Origin of the sequence: Alteromonas sp. RW2A1 (assembly GCF_001886475.1) — a bacterium.
Classification (GTDB): Bacteria; Pseudomonadota; Gammaproteobacteria; order Enterobacterales; family Alteromonadaceae; genus Alteromonas; species Alteromonas hispanica.
Window position 1 is genome coordinate 2,042,484 of the sequence record NZ_CP018031.1, and the last position, 22,712, is coordinate 2,065,195.

Annotated in this window: 19 protein-coding genes and 5 pseudogenes; 19 read left to right on the top strand and 5 right to left on the bottom strand. The window is 53.0% G+C overall.

Annotation, left to right across the window (positions count from 1 at the left end):
• The first annotated feature begins 1 nt into the window (after position 1).
• The 5 genes from BM528_RS09165 (at position 2) to cueR (BM528_RS09185) (ending at position 5,718) form a co-directional block, all read left to right on the top strand.
• Positions 2-1,291 carry a TraB/VirB10 family protein gene (locus BM528_RS09165; protein WP_071979587.1) on the top strand — a complete coding sequence of 430 codons (1,290 nt, stop codon included), beginning with the start codon at positions 2-4 and terminating at the stop codon, positions 1,289-1,291.
• A 74-nt stretch (positions 1,292-1,365) separates the two neighbouring features.
• Entirely contained in the window at positions 1,366-1,938 is a 573-nt protein-coding gene (locus tag BM528_RS09170) for a TraV family lipoprotein (RefSeq protein ID WP_156844045.1), read from the top strand.
• Positions 1,935-2,324: a TraA family conjugative transfer protein gene (gene traA, locus BM528_RS09175; RefSeq protein WP_011788478.1), complete on the top strand. Its 390-nt coding sequence runs from the start codon at positions 1,935-1,937 to the stop codon at positions 2,322-2,324. The genes BM528_RS09170 and traA overlap by 4 nt, the downstream gene beginning before the upstream one ends.
• 408 nt (positions 2,325-2,732) lie before the next feature.
• Positions 2,733-5,228, top strand: coding sequence for a heavy metal translocating P-type ATPase (locus BM528_RS09180; protein ID WP_011788479.1), 2,496 nt, complete (start codon positions 2,733-2,735; stop codon positions 5,226-5,228).
• A gap of 25 nt (positions 5,229-5,253) precedes the next feature.
• The gene (gene cueR / locus BM528_RS09185) at positions 5,254-5,718 is read left to right on the top strand and encodes a Cu(I)-responsive transcriptional regulator (RefSeq protein WP_011788480.1); all 465 of its coding nucleotides are present in this window, start codon (positions 5,254-5,256) and stop codon (positions 5,716-5,718) included.
• An 86-nt stretch (positions 5,719-5,804) separates the two neighbouring features.
• Here cueR (BM528_RS09185) and BM528_RS09190 read toward each other — a convergent pair.
• A pseudogene (locus BM528_RS09190) lies at positions 5,805-6,320 on the bottom strand (Cd(II)/Pb(II)-responsive transcriptional regulator).
• A gap of 386 nt (positions 6,321-6,706) precedes the next feature.
• Between BM528_RS09190 and BM528_RS18370 the strand changes: the two are divergent.
• The 4 genes and pseudogenes from BM528_RS18370 (at position 6,707) to BM528_RS09210 (ending at position 8,845) form a co-directional block, all read left to right on the top strand.
• Positions 6,707-6,877, top strand: a complete 171-nt coding sequence (locus BM528_RS18370; RefSeq protein ID WP_015066561.1) for a hypothetical protein — start codon at positions 6,707-6,709, stop codon at positions 6,875-6,877.
• Between the two features lie 426 nt (positions 6,878-7,303).
• Positions 7,304-7,729: a Cu(I)-responsive transcriptional regulator gene (gene cueR / locus BM528_RS09200; RefSeq protein ID WP_011788488.1), complete on the top strand. Its 426-nt coding sequence runs from the start codon at positions 7,304-7,306 to the stop codon at positions 7,727-7,729.
• A 183-nt stretch (positions 7,730-7,912) separates the two neighbouring features.
• Positions 7,913-8,121 (top strand): annotated as a pseudogene (locus BM528_RS18490) (IS4 family transposase); the annotation flags it as partial.
• A 370-nt stretch (positions 8,122-8,491) separates the two neighbouring features.
• Positions 8,492-8,845: an ArsR/SmtB family transcription factor gene (locus tag BM528_RS09210; protein WP_011788489.1), complete on the top strand. Its 354-nt coding sequence runs from the start codon at positions 8,492-8,494 to the stop codon at positions 8,843-8,845.
• Positions 8,846-8,885: 40 nt separating this feature from the next.
• On the opposite strand, the gene BM528_RS18835 is transcribed toward BM528_RS09210, so the two are convergent.
• A complete protein-coding gene (locus BM528_RS18835; protein WP_223420022.1) occupies positions 8,886-9,254 on the bottom strand; it encodes a hypothetical protein in 369 nt (122 codons plus the stop codon).
• Positions 9,166-9,864 carry an FAD-dependent oxidoreductase gene (locus tag BM528_RS18375; protein WP_015066563.1) on the bottom strand — a complete coding sequence of 233 codons (699 nt, stop codon included), beginning with the start codon at positions 9,862-9,864 and terminating at the stop codon, positions 9,166-9,168. The genes BM528_RS18835 and BM528_RS18375 overlap by 89 nt, the downstream gene beginning before the upstream one ends.
• 345 nt (positions 9,865-10,209) lie before the next feature.
• Here BM528_RS18375 and BM528_RS09230 point away from each other — a divergent pair, with 345 nt between their 5' ends.
• The gene (locus BM528_RS09230) at positions 10,210-11,238 is read left to right on the top strand and encodes a cation diffusion facilitator family transporter (protein ID WP_011788490.1); all 1,029 of its coding nucleotides are present in this window, start codon (positions 10,210-10,212) and stop codon (positions 11,236-11,238) included.
• A 44-nt stretch (positions 11,239-11,282) separates the two neighbouring features.
• A complete protein-coding gene (locus tag BM528_RS09235) occupies positions 11,283-11,561 on the top strand; it encodes an ArsR/SmtB family transcription factor (protein WP_011788491.1) in 279 nt (92 codons plus the stop codon).
• 71 nt (positions 11,562-11,632) lie between these two features.
• Here BM528_RS09235 and BM528_RS18495 read toward each other — a convergent pair whose 3' ends face one another.
• The gene (locus tag BM528_RS18495; RefSeq protein ID WP_148290650.1) at positions 11,633-11,821 is read right to left on the bottom strand and encodes a hypothetical protein; all 189 of its coding nucleotides are present in this window, start codon (positions 11,819-11,821) and stop codon (positions 11,633-11,635) included.
• 336 nt (positions 11,822-12,157) lie between these two features.
• Here BM528_RS18495 and BM528_RS09240 point away from each other — a divergent pair, with 336 nt between their 5' ends.
• Positions 12,158-14,812 carry a heavy metal translocating P-type ATPase gene (locus tag BM528_RS09240; RefSeq protein ID WP_011788492.1) on the top strand — a complete coding sequence of 885 codons (2,655 nt, stop codon included), beginning with the start codon at positions 12,158-12,160 and terminating at the stop codon, positions 14,810-14,812.
• Positions 14,813-15,011: 199 nt separating this feature from the next.
• Here the strand turns inward: BM528_RS09240 and BM528_RS18955 are convergent, their stop codons facing one another.
• On the bottom strand, positions 15,012-15,497 hold the full coding sequence (locus BM528_RS18955) for a hypothetical protein (protein WP_269529793.1): 486 nt from the start codon (positions 15,495-15,497) through the stop codon (positions 15,012-15,014).
• On the opposite strand from BM528_RS18955, the gene BM528_RS09245 reads away from it, so the two are divergent.
• The 7 genes and pseudogenes from BM528_RS09245 to BM528_RS09285 all read left to right on the top strand — a co-directional run bounded on the left by BM528_RS09245 (position 15,432) and on the right by BM528_RS09285 (position 22,653).
• On the top strand, positions 15,432-16,484 hold the full coding sequence (locus tag BM528_RS09245) for an efflux RND transporter periplasmic adaptor subunit (RefSeq protein WP_269464979.1): 1,053 nt from the start codon (positions 15,432-15,434) through the stop codon (positions 16,482-16,484). The two genes, BM528_RS18955 and BM528_RS09245, sit on opposite strands and share 66 nt — an antisense overlap.
• On the top strand, positions 16,481-19,672 hold the full coding sequence (locus tag BM528_RS09250) for an efflux RND transporter permease subunit (RefSeq protein ID WP_071979589.1): 3,192 nt from the start codon (positions 16,481-16,483) through the stop codon (positions 19,670-19,672). Before BM528_RS09245 ends, BM528_RS09250 begins: the two co-directional genes overlap by 4 nt.
• 1 nt (position 19,673) lies before the next feature.
• Positions 19,674-21,167 carry an efflux transporter outer membrane subunit gene (locus tag BM528_RS09255; protein WP_011788495.1) on the top strand — a complete coding sequence of 498 codons (1,494 nt, stop codon included), beginning with the start codon at positions 19,674-19,676 and terminating at the stop codon, positions 21,165-21,167.
• 213 nt (positions 21,168-21,380) lie between these two features.
• Positions 21,381-21,473 (top strand): annotated as a pseudogene (locus BM528_RS19050) (hypothetical protein); the annotation flags it as partial.
• 16 nt (positions 21,474-21,489) lie between these two features.
• A pseudogene (locus tag BM528_RS19055) lies at positions 21,490-21,990 on the top strand (efflux RND transporter permease subunit).
• Positions 21,981-22,364: pseudogene (locus BM528_RS19060) on the top strand (efflux RND transporter permease subunit). Before BM528_RS19055 ends, BM528_RS19060 begins: the two co-directional pseudogenes overlap by 10 nt.
• 97 nt (positions 22,365-22,461) lie before the next feature.
• Positions 22,462-22,653: a heavy-metal-associated domain-containing protein gene (locus BM528_RS09285; protein ID WP_015066565.1), complete on the top strand. Its 192-nt coding sequence runs from the start codon at positions 22,462-22,464 to the stop codon at positions 22,651-22,653.
• Positions 22,654-22,712 lie beyond the last annotated feature (59 nt).

Here is a 22,712-nt window from a genome sequence, read left to right on the forward strand (position 1 = left end):
GATGAAAGCACAATGGGAGCAATTGAGCCCGAACATGAAGCGGGGCCTATCGGTTGCAGGTATTGCTGGTGGTCTCATCCTTATGGTGATGGTGTTTTCACCTAATCCTGACGATGGCGCGAACAGTCGGAACCGGCAGGAAACGATCCGGCACATTCTTACGGATACCAATACTCGTGATGTTGGGGTCGATAGTTTGGCTGCGAACGTAAAACTACTCAGTGAGCGCAATGAACAGTTACGTCGTGAAGTTGAGCGCTTGCGTCGTGACGTCGATTCAGGGCGGCTAAGCCCAGGTTCGCCTTCTATACCAAGTGAGGTCAATGCGGAGCTGGCCCGCCTTAGAGCGGAACTTGATGATGTTCGCGCTGGAGGTGATGCAGCAGTTGAAGGCACAAATAGCCGCTTTGAAGTGCCTTTATCTGCCATGGAATTACCCAAAGACGAAAAGCCTCTGCCGTCTAACCCAGACGACTATTTTGCCAATGCGCCGCTGCCAGATCCGCTCTATCGGCAGCCAGCCAATGGCCAAGGTACACGAGCACGAGATGTTCCATTGCCGCCAATCACGATTCGTATGATTGAGCCTGAAGTGGTTGCTGAACCAGAGGTTGTTGTGCAAGAAGCGCCGCCTTTGTATCTACCGGCGGGCAGCATCATCTCAGGTACTTTGATCACCGGTTTGGATGCACCGACTCACGAGTCCGCAAGACGAGAGCCTTTTCCTGCATTGCTGAGGATTCAAAAGGAAGCCATTTTACCCAACCGATTTAGAGCGGATATCAAAGAGTGTTTCTTGATCGCCGCAGGTTACGGTGATTTGAGCTCTGAGCGTGCTTATTTGCGAGGCGAGACCATTTCATGTGTGAGAGAAGATGGTGGCGTCATTGAAACGCGACTGGATTCTTATGCCGTGGGTGAAGACGGCAAAGCCGGTATTCGTGGCCGATTAGTGTCGAAACAAGGCCAGCTGGTGGCCAAATCGATGATGGCCGGATTCCTTCAGGGCTTGGCAGGCGCATTTGATGTGAATCCTGTTCCGACGATTCAGACGGGTAATGCCGGTGATACTCAACTGTACCAGCAAGTCATGAGCCAAGAAGCATTACAAGGTGCTGCGATTAAAGGCACCGGTAAAGCATTGGATCGAGTGGCCAAGTTCTATTTGGACATGGCTGAAAATATGTTCCCAGTCATAGAGGTAGACGCTGCCAGGAAAATTGAAGTCATAGTCACTCGTGGTGCCTCGTTGTCGTTGGCCACTTCGCAAGGGGGAGGTGCAAGAAGATGAAAAAATCCTGCATGTTGCTAACCGATCGAAGTCCGTTTCAGACAATAAGATGTGTATCCAGAGGAGAGTTAACCATGACGACATCAATGCAGAACAACCCAAAGCACCATTCAAAACAGTGGTCTAAAGCTGGATTACTTTTATTGGCAGTCGGCTCAACCTTATTGTCTGGCTGTAGTTCATTGGGTCTTGGGAGTAGTGAATATGGATGCCCAGGTATGCCTGACGGTGTGCGCTGTTTATCTGCTCGTGAAGTCTATGAGCTTACCAGTTATGGCGCTGCACCCAAGACGATTGATGCTGTGGCGACTCGAATTGGTTCTCCCTCTGGGTATTCACAATCTGATTTAGAGACAGGACTGCTGAGCCATCCAGCATTACCCGAGACGCAGCAATCTGCACCTATTCGCATTCCTTCAAGGGTAATGCGGATTTGGATTGCGCCTTGGGAGGATGACCGTGGAGATCTGAATTTATCCAGCTACGTGTTTACCGAAATTGAACCGCGCCGGTGGGATATTGGGGTGTCAGCACCTCGAACGGTTTCGCCAGTGCTACGTCCACTTCAGACTCAAAGCGATTCAGCCTCAGCGGGAGCTGATGGTAAGCGCGATAACTTGAGTATCTACGGAGAAACTAACGAATGACAAATGCAGTTCGCAGCATTCAGACTCAGCGCCTAATGACCATTGGTGCGCTTGGTTTAATGGCGTTAATGATTTCGGAGCCCTCATTTGCAGGCACCGGTGGTGATGCTTTCACCGATGTGTGGGATACCCTAAAAGATTGGACCCAAGGTACTTTGGGACGGATCGTAGCGGGAGCCATGGTTCTGGTGGGTATTGTGGGCGGTATCGCTCGCCAAAGCTTGATGGCCTTTGCCTTGGGCATTGGTGGCGGTATGGGTCTCTACAACACACCAACAGTCGTTGAAAGTGTCATGTCTGCAACTTTACCTGTTGTTGCTAGCACTCAAGAAGTCATTGGCACAACAATTCCAGCAATCAGCGCCGTTTTACTGGGCACCTTATAACAATAAAAAACGCCCAAGCGGCCAGATTTCTGACGGCTTGGGCGTCATCCCACCCCGTCCCCGATTACCATGACGGCGTTTCAGTTAATAGGTTTCCCATTCACTTAGCTTGATTACAAGCAGCGGCCATGAATACCGAAAAGAATGCTAGCGCCGCCACTGCAAAAGGCAGTTAGCGGGGCTTTTCTTGAGGGAGCACATTCAAACAGGCTACTAGCCTGATATTTTGAGATTTAGGCGCTCGTTTCTTTTGAGTTAGAGTTACACACTACCAAACAGCTGGATGAATATCAGGAATGATGGCGCTTCATTTGTTGTGTTCATGAGGTTAAAAATAATACGCTTGACCTTCCCATCATGGTAAGCCCTAGACTGTTTAATATCTGAACCAACAATGAGAAATACATCATGAGCATTCATAAAAACCAGCTCTCCAGCAATGCTGAAGCCCGGGTTAGCTTACCTATTGAGGGTATGACCTGTGCAAGTTGTGTAGGACGAGTTGAAGCAGCTTTAAACAAAGTTGAAGGCGTCGTAAACGCAAGTGTCAATCTTGCGACTGAGCTGGCGGATATTCATCTTAAAGCTCCTGTTGATCGACTGAAGTTAATCGAAGCAATTGAAAAGGTAGGATATGAAGTTCCTGTAACATCCGTTGAACTTTCAGTGCAAGGTATGACATGTGCTTCGTGTGTTGGCCGTGTTGAAAAGGCACTCTTAGCGGTTGATGGTGTAAAGGCGGCAACGGTTAACCTTGCAACTGAGAGGGCAACTATTCGCGGAGTGGCTGGCATAGACGATCTCATATCTGCTATTCAAAAAGTTGGCTATGAAGCCCGTGTCATCGATACCCAAAATCAGGTCAGTAATGAGTCTGAAGTAAGAAAGGACGCAGAGAAGGCTTTATTAAAGAAAGATTTAGTTATTGCAACAGCACTGGCTCTGCCGGTATTTGTTCTCGAAATGGGATCTCACATGATTCCAAGAATGCAACACTGGGTGATGAATACCATTGGGATCCAGGAAAGCTGGTACGTCCAGTTTGTATTGACATTGTTAGTCTTAGTGGTTCCAGGTCGTCGATTCTACATGAAAGGCATTCCTGCTCTTACGCGGCTTGCTCCTGACATGAATTCACTGGTCTCTGTCGGGACTATTGCTGCTTTTGGTTATTCTGTGGTTGCTACGTTTGTACCATACCTTTTGCCTGAGGGTACCGTTAATGTGTACTACGAAGCTGCTGCAGTGATTGTCGCTCTCATTCTTTTGGGACGATTTATGGAGGCGAGAGCTAAGGGGAGAACGTCTGAGGCTATCAAACGCTTAGTAGGCTTGCAGGCTAAGGAGGCGCACGTGCTCCGTAATGGCGTAATGAATGATATTCCTGTCAAAGACGTTGTGCTTGGAGACATTATCGAAGTTCGCCCGGGAGAAAGGATTCCGGTCGATGGAGAGGTAAGTGAAGGTACCAGTTTTATAGATGAATCGATGATAACTGGTGAGCCTATACCAGTGGAAAAAATCGTTGGCAGTGGAGTTGTCGGAGGGACTGTGAACCAGAAAGGAGCACTGAGGTTGCGTGCTACTGCGGTTGGTGGTCAGACAATGCTGTCACAAATCATACGGATGGTAGAACAGGCCCAGGGGTCAAAGTTACCTATACAAGCTGTTGTGGACAGAGTGACATTGTGGTTTGTTCCAGCTGTGATGTTGGCAGCACTTTTTACATTCCTGATTTGGTTAGTATTTGGTCCATCACCAGCCCTGTCTTTCGCATTGGTTAATGCTGTGGCAGTGCTAATCATTGCATGTCCATGTGCAATGGGACTCGCGACACCGACATCTATCATGGTTGGTACAGGTCGTGGTGCAGAAATGGGAATTTTATTCCGCAAGGGAGAAGCCCTACAGTTACTCAAAGATGCCAAAGTTGTTGCTGTAGACAAAACCGGAACTCTGACTGAAGGTCGTCCAGTCATGACAGATCTGGAACTAGCTCAGGGTTTTGAACGTAATGAGGTATTAGCAAAAGTTGCCGCAGTTGAATCACGTTCTGAGCACCCTATTGCTCGCGCTATTGTTGAGTCGGCAGAAGGAGACGGCATTTTACTGCCAGAGCTTACTGAGTTTGATTCAATCACTGGTATGGGAGTACGAGCGACTGTTGAAGGGAGCCTTGTAGAAGTAGGCGCTGATCGATTTATGCGTGAGTTAGCATTGGAGGTAACGTATTTTTCCCGGATTTCTGAACGCCTCGGGAATGAGGGGAAATCACCTCTCTATGTTGCTATAGATGGTCGGTTGGCTGCAATTATTGCTGTAGCTGACCCTATTAAATCAAGTACTCCAGTAGCTATAAAGGCATTACATCAGCTTGGTCTCAAGGTCGCCATGATTACCGGTGACAATGCGAATACAGCTCAGGCTATTGCTAAACAATTAGATATTGATGAAGTGGTTGCGGAAGTGTTACCTGAAGGCAAAGTTGAAGCGGTGCGTCGACTGCAAGAAAATTACGGTAAAGTTGCTTTTGTCGGCGATGGGATAAACGATGCCCCGGCACTTGCAGTTGCAGATATTGGACTTGCAATTGGTACAGGAACAGATATAGCCGTGGAGTCAGCTGATGTTGTCTTAATGTCAGGAAACTTGCAGGGAGTTCCTAATGCTATTGGATTGTCTAAGGCAACAATCGGTAACATCAGACAAAATCTCTTTTGGGCATTTGCTTACAATGCAGCATTGATTCCAGTGGCTGCAGGACTGCTATACCCAGCTTATGGAATACTGCTCTCTCCAATTTTTGCAGCAGGGGCGATGGCGCTATCAAGCGTGTTCGTTCTGGGAAACTCATTGCGTCTGCGTCGGTTCCAGCCTCCTTTGGTTGAGGACGCTGAGCATTAACGCTGAGCATTAACAAGGTGGGCTTATGAATATCGGAGAAGCATCGCGTAAATCAGGAATATCCACCAAGATGATTCGTTATTACGAGCAAATTGGATTAATCCCTGCCTCCGAGCGTACGGAGTCAGGTTATCGTAAGTATGCTCTCAATGATGTTCATAGATTGGTTTTTATTCGTAGTGCCCGAGATCTCGGGTTCTCTCTGGAAGATATAGAAGGCTTGCTTACGTTATGGAATGACAAATCTCGCCAGAGCATTGATGTTAAACGCCTGGCTCAGGAGAACATTGCTGACTTAGAACGACGTATGGAAAGTATACGTCAAATGACTGAGAAACTACGAGTTTTAATCCGGAGTTGTGCTGGGGATGAGCGGTCAGAATGTCCTATTCTTAGGACATTAACCAATGCTTCGGGCAAAGCCCGCACCGTAAACCGAGGAGGAGCGGTACAGCGCCGCTCTGGAGATAAGCTGAGCGGCAAAATGTAGTACTTTAAATTGGCCCATAATGGTGTAAGACTACGCAGTTTTAACACCATCACATTTTTTTCATTTTAAACAAGCGCGTGGCATCACTAATGCCCCCCTAAATGGTTGGTTGGTGCGGTTAAGGAAAGATCGCTATCACTTTCATCAGCTGTCAATTTTTGGACTATGCAACATTTATCTATGCTGCGGTCAGCGCTACAAAAAGCATTCAGCTCCTTACGTTGCTCTTCTAACGCTACTAATTCTTTGATTCGATGCTGAATGTGAATTAGGTGGGCGTTGATGATTGCATCTATCGGGCCACATTCTTTACCCTGATTATTGATTGCTAACAGCAAAGCGCGAATTTCCTCATGGGTCATATCGAGAGAACGGCAGCGGCGGATGAATAGTAGTTTTTCAAGACGGGTTTTGTCGTAGTGACGATAATTATTTCCTATGTCTCGTAAAGGTGCCTGCAGTGGACCTTCTTTCTAGTAGTAACGAATCGTTTCTACCGGACAGCCTGCTTTACGCGCCAACTCACCAATTTTCATATATCCCTCGTTTGAACTTGACTCTGTAGTTAGATTAGGGTCTTCAGTAGTCAGTATAGTAAACATATTGGGCAAGTGGTCCCGCAAAAAAGTAAAACTCTAGTAGGAAGGAAGCTGCTAGTTGTATTTAAAAATTAAGCTTGGTTGTGGGAGGCAAGATTCAGAAATCAGGCGAATTGAACAAGGCGAATGGTCATTTGTATGTTCATAATGATTGCAACCATTCGCATGTTGAAAAAGACCTAAATCATGATAAGCCTACTTACAAAGGTTGTGGCCATGACCATGACCAGAAATCGCATGATCAAGATGATCATGGCCTTAGTGGAGACTGTTGCGCGGCTGCGCCTACAAAGATTAAATAATCTGGGGGGGGCGAACTGAAATCCGCATTATGCAAATGGATTGTCCTGTAGAGGAAAAACTGATTAAAAAGAAATAAGGGGATGTATATGGCAGTTATGGGCCTTAATTCTAGACAGTGGCCAGAAGCTGCGATGATTATGGTGCTCTTTACTATTGCTGAACTCATTGAAGCAAAATCACTCGATAGAGCTCGAAATGCAATCGGATCTCTAATGAATTTGACTCTCAAAACTGCAATGGTCCAACTATCAGTATGAACGATGACACCTTGAGGCTGCCCTCGCCAGAACAGCGCCATGGTCAGCACATCGCATATGATGATGATTTGGTTAAAGCAATGGTTCAATGGGTAGATAATTTTTTGAACACTAGATGATCAGTGGAGTCAGATGAATTAAGTCGGCATTTATTTTTGAACTTTAAGAATTATTTATTATTAAACCATGTGGGAAATCTAAACGATCAAGATTTTAATATCATACAAAAAATCTATCGACTTCTCTTGACCTTCCGGTTAGGGGAAGGTTTAACCTGAAGTTAGGTGGGGGCTGGTGAGATTTTTGGGAACAGGTTAATGGTTACTTGGTTCAATGGATTAGGAAATTTCCTTCAATAAATGTTACCCGAAACTATGTTACTTAAAGCTAACTACAGTATTAGTAAAAATCATTTGGGAGGTGAAGATGAACATTGGTGATGCAGCCCGCTTATCGGGAGTTTCGGCGAAAATGATTCGTTACTATGAGGAGGTTGGGCTAATACCATCAGTCTCCAGAACAGAGGCTGGTTATCGGATCTACAAAGATGCCGATGTTTATAAGTTACATTTTATACGTCGATGTCGAGATCTCGGTTTTTCTCTGTCACAGGCAGGAGAGTTACTTTCTCTTTGGGGAAATCATTCGCGTCAGAGTGCAGATGTTAAAAGTATAGTTGAATCTCATATTAATGATTTAACCTTAAAAATTGAAGAATTTCAACGTATGGCATCAATTCTTACCACACTCTCTGCTTGCTGCGCGGGAAATGAAAAACCCGACTGCCCAATACTGAAGGCTCTCTACCTCGCGGATACTTCCCATCTGCAGGACATAGAAAGCTGCCCTTAAACTTTCGACTCCCTTCAATGTTATTAGGTGATCGCCATGGGTGGGAATACGCAGTTTAGCTCGAAAGCTAGACCTTTGTCGTCAGGATGAGGTCGCATGCGGCCTGATTTTTAATTTATTAAAATTCATATGATTAAAGTCAACTTTATTTAATCAGTGCTAACAAGTAAGTTTGTGAGTGATTGGAAGCTGCTGTGGTCAAAAGTCGAAAAGAAAAAAGTACCGAAGCGAACTCCAAGTGTTTATTGGGTTTGTATAAGTCTCGGAAAATTAGTGGGTTGGTTTGATTCAAAAAGGACGGGACGAGTCGGCAGGGAGCGGTTATGGGAAGGATAGTTTTACCACAAACCATCCTTGAAGGTTACCTGTTAGCCAAGTCTCTTGATCAATGAGATGTGATCAAGAGACAGGCACCTTGGTCAGGGCGCACTCGATTCGGACGATGCAGCTCGTGCAGGTCATGCCCTCGATGGGCAGGCTGATCGCTGCTACGGTGGCACGACCAGCACTTGTTAATGGCATGCTCAAGGTGTCTTCTCAAAATTGAAATTAGACATACAGGGTACTTGAGGGTTACTATGTTGTAAGGTTAAGCCCTATTTTGAGCGCTGCTGGTTTGGACGATTTCGCTGCGCATAGACGCGGCGCGCCTTGGCTCGCAGGCTGTCTCCTGATCTTTGTCGGCGAGTGCGATCAAATTATCGCAGCCTCGTTAATTCTGAACGGCATGAGTAGCTGTTCGAGAGTTGGAATTTTTGAGAAATGACTTTACGCAAACAAGTTAACGCGCCCCGCGGTGCAAGCGACGATCTGGCTTCTTTGTCACAGAATGACGTTACGATCCTGGCCGAGACCTTCCGCCTACTGGGCGACCCGTCTCGGTTGAGAATAATGCTGTGCTGCATGAAGGGTTCCTCCTCGGTTGGGGACATCGCGGAATCCCTCGAGCTTTCGCAGTCGCTGGTCAGTCACCACCTGCGGCTGCTGCGTGGAGCCCGCCTTGTGAAGGGGGTGCGCCAGGCCAAGCAAATTTTCTATGAGGTGGACGACAAGCATGTGAACCAAGTGCTGCTGGACATGTCCACTCACATCGTCGAAGAGCACAACGACGATTAGCCGCGGGCGAAGCGCTCGTTGCGATGCGGATTGCGATCTATTACAAGCTGGGGCCGTATGACCGCCCGCGGCTACACTCAATGAGATGAATGCGGGTCCAATTCTGATCAATCAGAAGTTCAGCGCGCTTATCGACCGCAAGTGAGGCCTTATTGAATGCCATCGCGATGACCGCCTCAGCCACAAGTTCGCTGATCTGCGGGCCGACTACATGTACGCCGAGGATTTCGTCTGTCGTAGGATTTGCGATCACCTTGACGAGACCCGCTGTCTCGCTCAATGCACGCGCGCGACCGTTAGCCATGAACGGAAATGTACAGCTACGATATGCTGCGCCCGCGTATTTGAGCTGCTGCTCGGTGCGACCTACCCAGGCGATTTCCGGGCTGGTGTAGATGACGTTGGGGATCGTGTTGAAATCGACATGACCGCGATGGCCTGCAATGCGCTCGACCACAGCGACACCTTCTGCGCTCGACCACAGCGACACCTTCTTCCTCTGCCATGTGCGCTAGCATCAGGCCGCGCACCACATCGGCGATGGCCCAGATACTGGGCACGCTGGTGCGCCATTCGCCGTTCACCACGACGGCTCCGCGCCCATCCAGTTCAAGGCCGACGGCGGCCCGAGTCATAAACGCCAGACCGTTTAAGAACTGCACCTTGTTTTTTCGGAACAGATAGAGTTTGCCTTCGTTGCTCGACTTCACGACCTGATTCTTGCGCTCCAGCATCACAGCCACGTCCATGCGTAGCTCGCCCGTGGACATGATGCCGAGCGCGCCGAAGTGGTGCTTGGCTTGGTCTAAGTTTTTGGACGACTGCAGCAGCGCCTTTGACGGGATGCACCCGATGTTGTTGCATGTACCGTCTTGGGTAGGCTTGCCTTCCTTGGTTTTCCAGGCATCGACGCAGGCGACATTCATGCCTAACTGCTCGGCGCGAATCGCTGCGATGTCGCCACCAGGCCCGGCGCCAATGACGATGACGATGACGATGACGTCGAAGTTCGTGTCCATGATTGAAATCTCCTAGATGTTTTCAGGCGCTTTCCTGCGTGGTGCTCGCGCTGCGGTTTTGGCCAGCCAGCGCCCCGTCCGATCTGGCTCACGACCATCCGAACCTTCCGGCGGGTCATCCTCTATCTGCGTCAGCACTTGGATCTGGGCCAACATCATCACGACCTGATTGTGGACGACCTGCACAGGGTGTGGCCAAGAGGATAGGCGTACTAAATAGCCGCATCGCCGCCACTCATCTTTCGCAGTCCTTAGTATGGTTTGCTAAAAATACATTGCATAAACATATGTTCATGTATTATATTTTACGTACAGTCAACCACCTAATTTCTGCGCGAGGCCCTGATGTCCCAATCGCACGATGAACATGGTCACGACCATGACCACACTCCAAAAGTGACCGGCGCTAACGAACGCAAGGTCTTGCTGTCCTTCTTCCTGATCTTCGGCTTCATGATCGTGGAGGCTGTCGGCGGCGTGCTGTCGGGCTCGCTGGCCCTTCTGGCCGATGCGGGCCACATGCTGACCGATGCAGCAGCGCTGGCTCTGGCATACGCGGCATTCCGGTTCGGGCGCCGACCAGCTGACAGCAAGCGCACCTTTGGCTACCTTCGGTTCGAGGTCATCGCCGGCTTCCTGAACGCTGTGACGCTCTTTGTGATCGTGGCATGGATCGCCTATGAAGCATGGGAGCGACTGCAAGCTCCGCCCGCCATCCTTGCCGGCCCGATGATGATCGTCGCCGTGCTTGGATTGTTGGTAAACGTTCTGGTGTTGTGGATCATGACCCGCGGAGAGACCGATCACGTCAACGTGAAGGGGGCCATCCTGCACGTGATGGGCGACCTGCTGGGCTCGGTCGGTGCCATCGTCGCTGCAGTGGTCATCTATCTCATTGGTTGGACGCCAATTGACCCCATCCTGTCGGTGCTGGTGGCAGCCCTGATCCTGCGCAGCGCCTGGAAGCTCCTGGCGAAATCGATCCACATTTTGCTCGAAGGTGCGCCCGAGGACGCTTCTCCGGAGCAGGTGGAACAAGGCCTGATGGGCGCGGTGCCTGGCTTGGCGGCCGTCAGTCATGTGCATGTATGGCAGCTTACCTCTGGTCGCACGATGGCCACGCTGCACGTTCGCCCTAGTGTGGCTGAGGAAGCGCGCACCGTGGTCAAGTGCGTAGAGGTGGTGCTTCGAGAGCAATTTGGCATCGAGCACGTGACGGTCGGGATCGAATGGAACTCTCCTGGTGAAAAGAACCTTTGCAGCTTGCAGCCGACAGGTGGGCCGCAAGGGCACACCCCACATGAGCATGACACTAGCCACAGCCATGAAAAGGGTCATAAGCACGACCATTCCGTCCCGGGTCATCAACACTGATGCTGCAGCCAGCGTAGTGCTGGCAGCTCAGGGACAAGAAATCCATGACTTCTCGAAAACACGCCAATGGCGACAATGCTCAGAATTGCGCCACCAATGCTCAGCGTTCGGCCCCAGAGCTCTTGGCGCTCTCTCATAGTGACGTCGCTGTTCTCGCTGAGACTTTTCTCCTGTTAGGAGATCAATCGCGCCTGAAGATCCTGCTACAGTGCATGCGCGGATCAGTCGCGGTGGGCGACATCGCAGAAACGCTCGATCTATCCCAATTCTTGGTCAGTCATCATCTGCGGCTCCTGCGTGGAGCTCGACTTGTGCGTGGATAACGTCAGGCGAAACATATCTTCTACGGCATCGCGGATGAGCACATCAGTCAAGTGTTTCAGGACATGGTCTGTCACTTCTCTGAGGAATGATTGCGAATTGCGTCGAACGCAAAGATGCCTACTTTTTGCTGGGCATTTTCGCGATTGCGCAAGAGAGGTGCCAGCCCGTCAGCAACTGTAATGCGCCATCCAAGTCCTGAGTAAGCGCGACTTCGCCCATGCGTGATGTTTGGGTGACGGTTGTATGAATCTGACCGCACTCAATCCCCTGGGCCTCATCAGCCGACGCCAGCTTTCACTCCCCCCCATCGTGAGCGTAGAAATTAACCATGCTAACTTCATGAATTAAATAATTGAACATATCTTCATATGTGTGCTAAAATTCAATCTGCATTTTGAAAATGTGTCGAAACTGTAAGCACGTGCGCCGCACGCCGCACGCCACAACCACAGACGATCGTAAACAGAAGGACAACAGCCTTCTTTTTTAATGATTAACACATGGATGTATGTTCATGTGTTTGTTATATTTAAGCAGTATGTGCGGCGTGCGGCGAACCTAACTTGCAAAGTGTTCAGAGAACTTGGAGGTAGATATGACAAGGGAAATAACGGAGTACCAGGACAAGGCTAGGGAGCAGCTGAGCTTCCGTGTGGAGGGCATGGATTGCGCGAGCTGCGTCGGCAAAATCGAGAAGGCCCTTTCCCGAATGGATGGGCTGACGGACGTGCAAGTCAATTTTTCTAGTGAAACGCTGACGTTGACTCGCAATCTGAAAAGCCGCTTCACTGCTCGCGATGTAGCTAAGAAAATCAAAACTTTGGGGTTCGGTGTGGAAGAACTGCCAGTGTCGTCGCTCTCGATTGCGGCCGTATCGCGCCAATCGGTCCATGCACATGACCACAGCGAAGATCACAAGGATGGTCACGCTTGCGGCGGTGATCATGGGCACGGCCACACGCAAAAGACAAACGGCGGGCATGAACACGGCTCCTGCAGTGGACATGATCACACCTCACACGCTCGCCGCGAGCCCCCTGGTAACCCACCCAACGTTTCGATGCACGTGGAAGGCATGGACTGCGCGAGCTGCGTTGGCAAGATTGAAACGGCTCTTGCTCGCATGGCGGGCGTATCAGATGCCCGCATCAACTTCACGGCAGAAACGCTTGAGCTGACGCTCGCGTCTGGAAGTCCTACACATATTGGCGACATCGAGAAGACCATCAAAAGCCTGGGTTTCGGCGTCTCCGACGTGCGCCGCCTTGATGGATCCTCGCCTGCCGCGCCTGCCCGCGTGCCCTCAGCTATCACTCAACGCTGGTGGCAGACGAAGAAGGGTAAGCATGTGCAGGGCCTAGCAGCTCTCATGGGCTCGGCCTATGCAGTTGCTCAATTTATCCCCGGCTATGCCGAATGGATCTTCGCCGCTGCCGTGATCGCTGGCGTACTCCCGTTCGCGCGCAAAGCCTTCGCGCTGGCCATATCTGGCTCCCCGTTCTCCATCGAAACACTGATGGTTGTCGCCTCGCTGGGCGCGCTCGTGATTGGCGAGGCCGAGGAGGCCGCTGCTGTGGTGTTCCTGTTCGCGGTCGGCGAGCTGCTTGAAAGTGTGGCCGCTGGCCGCGCCCGCGCCGGCATTAAAGCGCTGGCTTCTCTGGTGCCTAAAACTGCTGTCTTGCTCGACGCCAATGGTGGGCAGCGCGAAGTGCCCGCTGCCTCCCTGAGCGTGAACGACCGGGTTTTGGTGCGCCCGGGTGATCGAGTGCCCGCTGACGGCAAGATCTTCCGCGGCGAAAGCAGTCTCGATGAATCTCCGATCACAGGGGAGTCCGTGCCGCGTCAAAAGGCCGGTGGCGATGACGTATTTGCCGGCTCGATCAACGTCGACGGTGTGCTTGAAGTTCTGGTTGAGAAGGCTGCATCGGACAACACCATCTCGCGCATCATCCAGCTCGTCGAGCAAGCTCAATCCTCCAAGGCGCCGACGGCACGCTTCATCGAAAAGTTCAGCCGTTACTACACCCCGGCCGTGATGGCCATCGCGGCGCTGATCGTCGTGGTTCCCCCGCTTACCATGGGTGGTGATTGGGGCACTTGGCTGTACCGTGGTCTTGCTTTGCTGCTAATCGCGTGCCCGTGCGCCTTGGTTTTGTCAACGCCGGCGGCCATTGCCTCGGGACTGGCTGTTGCTACTCGCCGAGGTTTGCTGATTAAAGGTGGCAACGCCTTGGAAACCATTGGTCGCGTTCGCACAGTCGCCTTCGATAAGACTGGCACGCTGACAGAGGGCAAGCCGCGCATCACTGAAGTCGTGCCTTTCGGGCAATCCAAGCAGCAACAGGTACTGGCGCTCGCCGCCGCCGTCGAGTCTGGATCGAATCACCCGTTGGCGAAGGCAATCGTTGCCCACGCCAAGAGCCTCGATGTGGAGGTTCCACAAGCCACCGAAGCATTCGCTATCCCGGGCAAGGCAGTTCGCGCTACCGTGAACGGCAGCAAGCTAGCCGTGGGATCGCCCGTCCATGCAGGGCAGATGGCCACGCTGACCCTCGCGCACCAGCAGGAAATCGCCAAGCTGGAAGATGGTGGCAAGACGGTGGTGGTTCTGTTCGACGAAGCAAGCAAGAATGTCATGGGCCTGTTGGCCTTGCGTGACGAACCTCGCCGTGACGCCCGCGAAGGCGTGGCCCAGCTCAAGGCGATGGGTGTGCGCTCGGTCATGCTCACCGGTGACAATCGGAGAACTGCGCAGGCCATCGCCGGCAAGCTGGATATCGAGTGGGAGAGTGAGTTGCTTCCGCAAGACAAGTTGCGCCTGGTCAACGACTTGAAGCGCGACGCGAAGGTGGCGATGGTCGGCGACGGCATCAACGACGCGCCGGCCTTGGCGACCGCCGATGTAGGGATCGCCATGGGCGGCGGCACCGACGTGGCCCTAGAGACCGCAGACGCTGCTCTGCTCAAGAGCCGCGTCACGGACGTTGCGCACCTGGTGGCGCTGTCCCGCGCGACGATGGCCAACATCCACCAGAACGTAGTGTTCGCCATTGGCCTCAAGGGCCTGTTCCTAGTCACCAGTGTGCTGGGTATCACTGGCCTTTGGGTTGCTGTGCTGGCCGACACCGGTGCCACCGCTTTGGTCACGCTCAATGCGCTGCGCCTACTCCGCTTTAAGGGTGCCCAAGAGCCAGCCGATGGCCAGAACGGAGGTCATCAAAGCTCTGTGTCCGTACAGGATGCCCATTGAGGTATTGCAGAGGGCTTGAACTGCCGTTGTTGCGGCGCCAAGCCCTTCCATATCTTCATCTGTAAATCGATCTCCGAAAACATCGATGTTAGGCGATAAACGAATGCCTTTAGAACAACGAGTTTAAATAGATGGGATGATCGGACGTGGATAATGGGCTCAGATGCGTCCCTTTCGGCCGTAACTGCATCTCATGCGTTCACCGGGAGGCCGGAAGGTTCCAGAGCTTGTAGTCCAGTCCCATGCTCGTCATGGTCATCGAAAAAGGCTTGACCTTGACGTGGTTGTAAGGGCTAGCCTTTAGAAACATATGCGAACCGCTTCGGATGGACCGAAGCCCCGTAATAAAAAAGGTAACTTCCATGCATAAAAAAATCAGGATCATTTTGGTAGCTAGCGTCATCGCGGCCGTCGGGGGGATAGCGGTGGCTGCCCGAGATGGCAAGGATGAAAGTAAACCAGCAGCACCACCAGCTGGCGCACCGATGGCACCGCAGGTGCCTGTGGCTGAGGCCATCACGCGCACAATCACGCCGTCAACTGAGTTCACCGGCTTTTTGGCCGCACCGAAGGTGGTCGAGTTGCGCTCGCGTGTGGGGGGGCCGTCGACGCGGTGAGCGTGCCCGAGGGAAGTCTGGTACGCAAGGGGCAATTGTTGTTCCAGATTGACCCACGGCCTTTCCAAGTCGCGCTCGACACCGCCACGGCGCAGTTGCGGCAGGCTGAGGTGCTGTCCAGTCAGGCTCAGGCCGACTTTGATCGTGCCGAGCGGCTTGTTGCCACTGGCGCCCTGTCTCGGAAGACCTATGACGATGCAGTCTCCGCACGCAATGCGCGTCAGGCGCAGGTACAGGCGGCAAAGGCCACAGTCGCAGCGGCGCAGCTCGACCTGTCCTACGCGCGGGTATCGGCACCAATTGCCGGGCGCGTGGACCGAGTGCTGGTGACCGAGGGCAACCTGGTCAGCGGCGGCGGTGCAGGAGCAGCCACGCTACTTACCACGATCGTGTCCATCGATCCTGTGCACGTCTATTTCGACATCGATGAGGCAACCTACGTCAATGTGGTGAGCCGCTCGAGACCTGGTTCAGGGACTCATGCTTCGTTGCCCGTTCAAGTAGGCTTGAGCACTGACAGAAACTTTCCGTACAAGGGCGTGCTCGACTTCGTCGGCAATGCGATTGATAGAAGTACCGGCACGATCCGCGCTCGCGCGGTCGTCCCCAACCCTGATGGACGGCTGACGCCTGGGCTGTTTGCGAGGGCCAAGCTCTCCACCGCAAGCTCTCGGCAGGCCGTCCTCATCGACGACCAAGCGGTTGGCACCGATCAAGGCCGAAACTATGTTCTGGTCGTGGGTGAAAACAACCAAGCTCAGTATCGTCCGATTGAGCTGGGTCCCGTAGTCGACGGTCTGCGCGTTATAAACGGTGGCCTGCAGGGTGGCGAAAAAATCATAATCAAAGGCCTCGTACGACCTGGTATGACTGTCACGCCGCGCATGGTGCCCATGCAGGGGCCGGCAGCACCGGCCGCCGGCGCTCCCGACGCGACTAAGACTGCGGCTAGTGCCCCGGCAGTCCCTGCGGAGTCTGCCAAGGCCGCTGGGGCGGCTGGGGCCGATCAGGTCAAGGCTGACAGCGCAGCTGGCTCAGCGGAGGCTCGCAAATGAATTTCCCCCGTTTCTTCATCAACCGCCCTATCTTCGCAATCGTCCTTTCGGTGCTGATGCTGATCGCGGGCGCGATCAGCTACTTCCAGTTGCCACTGAGCGAGTACCCTCAGGTTACCCCCCCAACGGTACAGGTCACGGCGAGCTATCCCGGCGCCAATCCGCAAGTGATTGCCGACACCGTGGCATCGCCGCTAGAGCAAGCCATCAACGGCGTGGAAGGCATGATGTACATGCAGTCCCAGATGTCCACGGACGGAAAGATGGTGCTCACCATCTCTTTCGAGCAACACATCAACGCCGATATCGCGCAAATCCAGGTGCAGAACCGGGTGTCGCGTGCGCTACCCCGGTTGCCACCCGAGGTCCAACGCATCGGCGTTGTGACTGAGAAGACCGCGCCCGACATCCTGATGGTTGTGAACATGCTATCGCCAGGGGATCGTTACGACCCGCTGTATGTGTCCAACTACGCGATGCTCAACGTCCGTGACGAACTGGCACGCCTGCCGGGCATCGCCAACGTGTTGCTTGGTGGTGAGGGTGAGTACGCGATGCGGGTCTGGCTCGACCCCGAAAAGGTTGCGTCTCGTGGCATGACCGCTAGCGATGTGGTCGCCGCCATTCGGGAGCAGAACGTGCAGGTTGCGGCCGGCTCTATCGGTCAGCAGCCTAACGCCTCGTCTGCCTTTCAGGTCACCGTCAACGCACTCGGGCGTCTCACCACCGAAGAGCAATTCGGCGATATCGTCATCAAGGCTGGCACCCACGGCCAGGTTACACGCTTGCGCGACGTGGCACGTGTGGAGTTAGGTGCGGAGAACTACACCATGCGCGCCCAACTTGATGGCGGCAACACGGTTGGCATTCAGATCCTGATGACGCCTGGCTCCAATGCACTAGATGTGTCTAGCGCGGTACGCGCGACGATGGATCGTCTACAAGCAAGCTTTCCAGAGGGCATCGAGTACAAGATCGCCTACGATCCTACGGTCTTCGTGCGGGCCTCGCTTCAGTCTGTAGCGGTCACGCTGCTAGAGGCGATTCTGCTGGTGGTGATCGTGGTGGTGCTGTTCCTGCAATCCTGGAGAGCGTCGATCATCCCGCTGATCGCCGTGCCGGTCTCGCTGGTCGGCACCTTCGCCGTAATGCACATGTTCGGCTTCTCGTTGAACACACTGTCATTGTTCGGCCTCGTACTCTCAATCGGCATTGTTGTGGACGACGCCATCGTCGTGGTAGAAAACGTGGAGCGCCACATGGCACTTGGCGAGTCGCCCAAGGACGCAGCGCTCAAAGCCATGGACGAGGTTACTGGCCCGATCCTGGCCATCACCTCGGTGCTGGCGGCGGTCTTCATTCCCTCGGCGTTCCTGTCTGGGCTGCAAGGCGAGTTCTATCGCCAGTTCGCGCTGACCATCGCGTTCTCGACCATCCTATCGGCGATCAATTCGCTCACACTTGCGCCCGCGCTGGCCGCCATCCTGCTCAAGCCGCATCATGGCGCGGCCCAGCCCGATCGAGTCACGCGCCTCATCGACGGCCTGTTTGGTGGCTTCTTCCGCCGCTTCAACCGCTTCTTTGACAGCGCCTCGAATGCTTATGTCGGAGGCGTGCGCCGCGCAGTTCGCGGAAGTGCTGTGGTGCTGCTGCTCTATGTCGGTTTCCTGGGGTTGACGTGGCTGGGCTTTCATAAGGTACCTGCCGGCTTTGTGCCCGCACAGGACAAGTATTACCTCGTGGGCATCGCCCAGCTTCCGACTGGTGCCTCGCTGGACCGCACCGACGCGGTTGTCAAGGAAATGAGCAAGATCGCGCTTGCCGAGCCTGGCGTCGAAAGCGTGATGGCATTCCCCGGCTTCTCCTTCAACGGCCCAGTGAATCAGCCCAACACCGCGCTGGTGTTCGCCATGCTCAAGCCCTTCAACGAACGAAAGGACCCGTCGTTGTCGGCGTTCGCCATTCAAGGCAGGCTCATGGGCAAATTCAGTCAAATACCGGACGGCTTCGTCGGGATTTTTCCTCCGCCACCGGTGCCTGGCCTGGGTTCAATGGGCGGCTTCAAGTTGCAGATCGAAGACCGTGCGGGCCTGGGGCCAGACGCACTTGCACAGGCCCAAGGTCAGATCATGGGCAAAGCCATGCAAGCGCCTGAGCTGGCCAACATGTTGGCCAGCTTCCAGGCCAATGCTCCACAGTTGCAGGTGGACATCGACCGCGTAAAGGCCAAGTCGCAAGGTGTGTCGCTGACCGAAGTTTTTGACACGCTGCAGATCAATCTGGGCTCGCTTTATGTCAATGACTTCAATCGATTTGGCCGAACTTACCGAGTGATGACGCAGGCCGATGCGAAGTTCCGTATGCAGGCTGAAGACATTGGCATGCTGAAGGTGCGGAACGCTTCGGGGGACATGATCCCGTTGAGCGCGATCGCGACGATCTCACGTAGCTCCGGTCCCGATCGAGTGATGCACTACAACGGGTTCCCATCAGCTGACATCAGCGGCGGACCAGCACCGGGCTATTCGTCTGGCCAGGCTACTGCCGCGATCGAGAAGATCGTGAGCGAATCGCTGCCGGACGGCATGACCTACGAATGGACTGACTTGACGTTCCAAGAAAAGCGGGTTGGCAACACCTCCATCTACATTTTTGCGTTGGCAGTGCTGTTGGCATTCTTGTTCCTGGCAGCTCAGTACAACAGTTGGTCGCTTCCATTCGCTGTTCTGTTGATCGCGCCCATGGCGTTGCTTTCGGCGATCGCCGGTGTTTGGCTTACGGGCGGCGACAACAATATCTTCACGCAAATTGGCTTCGTGGTGCTCGTAGGCCTGGCAGCCAAGAATGCAATTCTGATCGTGGAGTTTGCCCGTGCCAAGGAGAGTGAAGGTGTCGATCCGTTGGCGGCCGTGCTTGAAGCGGCGCGGCTGCGGCTGCGCCCGATTCTGATGACGTCACTGGCTTTTATCGCTGGCGTGATACCGCTGGTGCTCGCGAGTGGAGCGGGTGCCGAGATGCGTCACGCAATGGGTATCGCTGTGTTCGCCGGCATGTTGGGCGTGACGGCATTCGGTCTGGTGCTCACGCCGGTGTTCTACGTCGTAGTGCGCAAGCTGGCGTTGCGTCGTGAAGCCAGTCAAGCCCGCGTCGGTATGAGCGACAAGCATAACGGCCAGGAGGAATTTTGAGATGAAGAAACCTTTCGCACTCACACAACCTGCCAAGAGCTTGGCACCGGTAGCTTTCGCGATAGCGTTAGCCGGTTGTTCCATGGCACCCAAGTACGATCGGCCGCCAGCGCCGATTGATATAGTATATCCTTCGGGCGCGGCCTATGCAGAACCGGCGAAAGCGACGCCAGAGGCCCCAGTCACGGACGCGGCCGATATCGGCTGGCGAGATTTCTTCCGCGACCCGCTGTTGCAACAATTGATCGGTATCGCGCTGGAGAGCAACCGCGACATGCGCAAAGCTGCGCTCAACGTTGAGGCGGCGCAGGCACTGTACCGCATTCAGCGCGCTGAGGTGCTCCCGAACTTGGGGGTATCCGGCAGAGGGGCCGCAGAACGACTGCCAGCCGATCTCAGCAACACCGGCGCTGCCGACGTCGTGCGTCGTTACGAGGTTGCTGGGGTGACCGCTGCCTGGGAACTGGACGTCTGGGGCCGTATCCGCAGCCTCAGCAACCAAGCGCTGGCTTCCTACTTGGCTATGGACGAGACTCGCATAGCGACGCAGATGAGTTTGATCTCTGAGGTTGCTAACGCCTATCTCACGTTGCGGGCTGACCAGGAGTTACTGCAGTTAACAGGCGAGACGCTCGGCACGCAAAAGCGTTCGCATGAACTTACTGCCCAACTGTTCGAGGCTGGCAATGCCACGCAACTTGACGTGCGCCGCTCGGAAATTGTACTGCGTACAGCCGAGGCCAACTTCGCGGACTACACACGTCAAACGGCCAAAGACCGAAACGCGCTAGTGCTACTGCTCGGCCAGCCGCTGACGCTTGAGCTGTCGCAGCAACTTGACAAAGCCATAGTGCTGCCGGATGGCATCGTGCCGACCGAACTGCCCAGTGGCCTACCTTCTGAGTTGCTCGTGCGCCGACCGGATGTGCGCGCGGCCGAGCAGGTACTTCTGGGTGCCAACGCCAGTATCGGAGCAGCGCGAGCCGCTTTCTTCCCCACCATCAGCTTGACGGGTTCGGCGGGGACGGCAAGCGCATCGCTTGATGGGCTCTTCGAATCGGGTTCGCGCGCCTGGAGCTTCTTGCCGCAGATTACGGTGCCTATTTTCCGGGGTGGCGCGTTGCGCGCCAATCTGGATGTGGCGCACGTAAAAAAGCGCATCGAGATCGCCAACTACGAGAAGTCCATTCAAGTTGCTTTTAGTGAAGTGGCTGATGGCCTTGCCGGCAAGCGAACACTTGATGAGCAGATTCGTTCAGAGCAATTCCTGGTTGCTGCTAGTCAGGGCATGTATGACCTGGCCGAGCAACGTTTCAGGGAAGGTGTGGACGATAACCTCACCTTGCTTGACGCGCAGCGTACGCTGTACAGCGCGCAGCAGACGTTGGTGCGTACGCGTCTGGCTCGGTTGAGCAACCTTATCGCGCTCTACAAGGCTCTGGGAGGCGGGTGGACAGAGAGCACACCAAGTGGTGTGGCGCAAGCGAGTCGATAGTTAGTTTTTCCCTACTGGCACTGGTATTGGATATTCGTACCAAGAAATGACGCATGGTGGCAGTCGCCTCCATGCGTGTGTAGATGAGTATGAAAACCGGCGAGCTTGCAAAGCTAACGAGGACTCCCTGGGTTCTACGAGGCTCAGGGTCTTTTACCTGCTCCTGATCGTTATAGCAACAACTAAAGGCAATAAAGGCAGGAGCAAGTTGAGCGGTTGCAGCTTATACTAAGTTGCAAAGTATTAGGTATCAGTCTGGAGCAGATCCGGACTATCTCAGGGGGTAGCTTTGACCGACATTTTTGATGTATTACAGGTAAATTTGGGATCGCTTTACGTCAATGATTTTAATGGATTTGGCCGTACCTACCGTGTAATAACTCAAGCTGATGCCCCATTCCGTATGCAGGCAGACGATATTGGATTATTGAAAGTCAGGAATTCTGCTGGTGATATGATCCCTTTATAAGTATTGATCAATATCAAACTAACTTCAGATCCTGATCGCGTTATGAGATACAACGGCTATCCATCCGCTGATATTACGGGAGGTACTGCATCAGGATATTCTTTTGGTCAGGCTACAGATGCTATTGAGAAAATAGTTAAGGAAAATCTACCTGAAGGTATGGCGTACGAATGGACTGATCTGACCTATCAGGAAAAATTAGCGGGCAATTCCGCACTGTATATTTTCCCATTGGCGGTATTCTTTGCATTCTTGATTCTTGCCGCTCAGTACAACAGTTGGTCGCTTCCATTTGCTGTGCTGCTTATTGCACCAATGGCACTCCTTTCTGCAATTGGCGGTATATGGATCTAAACGGTGATAATAACATCTATACTCAAATTGGCTTCGTTGTTTTAGTCGGGCTGGCCGCAAAAAATGCCATTTTAATCGTTGATTTTGCAAGGACTCAGGAGAATTAGTGACGATCACCGCTTGGGGCCGTACTCGAGGCAGCGTACTTACGTTTGCGTCCTATTTTGATGACTTCTCTTGTATTTATTGCTGGTGTGATATCTCTTGTACTAGCTAGTGGTGCTGGAGCAGAAATGCGTCACGCCATGGGTATTGCAGTGTTTGCCGGTATGCTTGGTGTAACCTTCTTTGGATTACTACTTACGCCGGTGTTTTACGTTATAGTAAGAAATCTGTCATTAAGAAAAAACGCAGAAAGTATAGTCAATCTTTAGTGAAAAGATATCAGAGTGAAATGAGTTTAGACCTTGACCTTACAACAGTGGAAAGCCCTACAATCAGAAGTACTCAAACCAAACTGGAGGTATATAAATGCAATTTCATTTAGAAAATATGACATGTGGGGGCTGCGCCCGGACGGTAACTAAAGCAATTAAGGATATAGACCCAGAGGCTACAGTTTTAACTGATCCTCCGACTCGTAAGGTGACGGTAAAAACTTCATTATCAGTTGAAAAGGTCTCCTATGCTCTAATTGAAGCAGGCTTCCCTCCTCGGGATTAGTATTTTCCTTTTACGGTTGCCTCCTGAATGAGGCAACTTTAAATTTCGCATTCAGGGCA

Coding starts and splice junctions, on each gene's coding strand:
- BM528_RS09180 (WP_011788479.1), top strand. CDS start 2,733: ATGAGCATTCATAAAAACCAGCTCTCCAGCAATGCTGAAGCCCGGGTT.
- traA (WP_011788478.1), top strand. CDS start 1,935: ATGACAAATGCAGTTCGCAGCATTCAGACTCAGCGCCTAATGACCATT.
- BM528_RS09230 (WP_011788490.1), top strand. CDS start 10,210: ATGTCCCAATCGCACGATGAACATGGTCACGACCATGACCACACTCCA.
- BM528_RS09255 (WP_011788495.1), top strand. CDS start 19,674: ATGAAGAAACCTTTCGCACTCACACAACCTGCCAAGAGCTTGGCACCG.
- BM528_RS09240 (WP_011788492.1), top strand. CDS start 12,158: ATGACAAGGGAAATAACGGAGTACCAGGACAAGGCTAGGGAGCAGCTG.
- BM528_RS09285 (WP_015066565.1), top strand. CDS start 22,462: ATGCAATTTCATTTAGAAAATATGACATGTGGGGGCTGCGCCCGGACG.
- BM528_RS09235 (WP_011788491.1), top strand. CDS start 11,283: ATGACTTCTCGAAAACACGCCAATGGCGACAATGCTCAGAATTGCGCC.
- cueR (WP_011788488.1), top strand. CDS start 7,304: ATGAACATTGGTGATGCAGCCCGCTTATCGGGAGTTTCGGCGAAAATG.
- BM528_RS18375 (WP_015066563.1), bottom strand. CDS start 9,864: ATGGACACGAACTTCGACGTCATCGTCATCGTCATCGTCATTGGCGCC.
- BM528_RS09170 (WP_156844045.1), top strand. CDS start 1,366: ATGACGACATCAATGCAGAACAACCCAAAGCACCATTCAAAACAGTGG.
- BM528_RS09210 (WP_011788489.1), top strand. CDS start 8,492: ATGACTTTACGCAAACAAGTTAACGCGCCCCGCGGTGCAAGCGACGAT.
- cueR (WP_011788480.1), top strand. CDS start 5,254: ATGAATATCGGAGAAGCATCGCGTAAATCAGGAATATCCACCAAGATG.
- BM528_RS09250 (WP_071979589.1), top strand. CDS start 16,481: ATGAATTTCCCCCGTTTCTTCATCAACCGCCCTATCTTCGCAATCGTC.
- BM528_RS18370 (WP_015066561.1), top strand. CDS start 6,707: ATGGCAGTTATGGGCCTTAATTCTAGACAGTGGCCAGAAGCTGCGATG.
- BM528_RS09165 (WP_071979587.1), top strand. CDS start 2: ATGAAAGCACAATGGGAGCAATTGAGCCCGAACATGAAGCGGGGCCTA.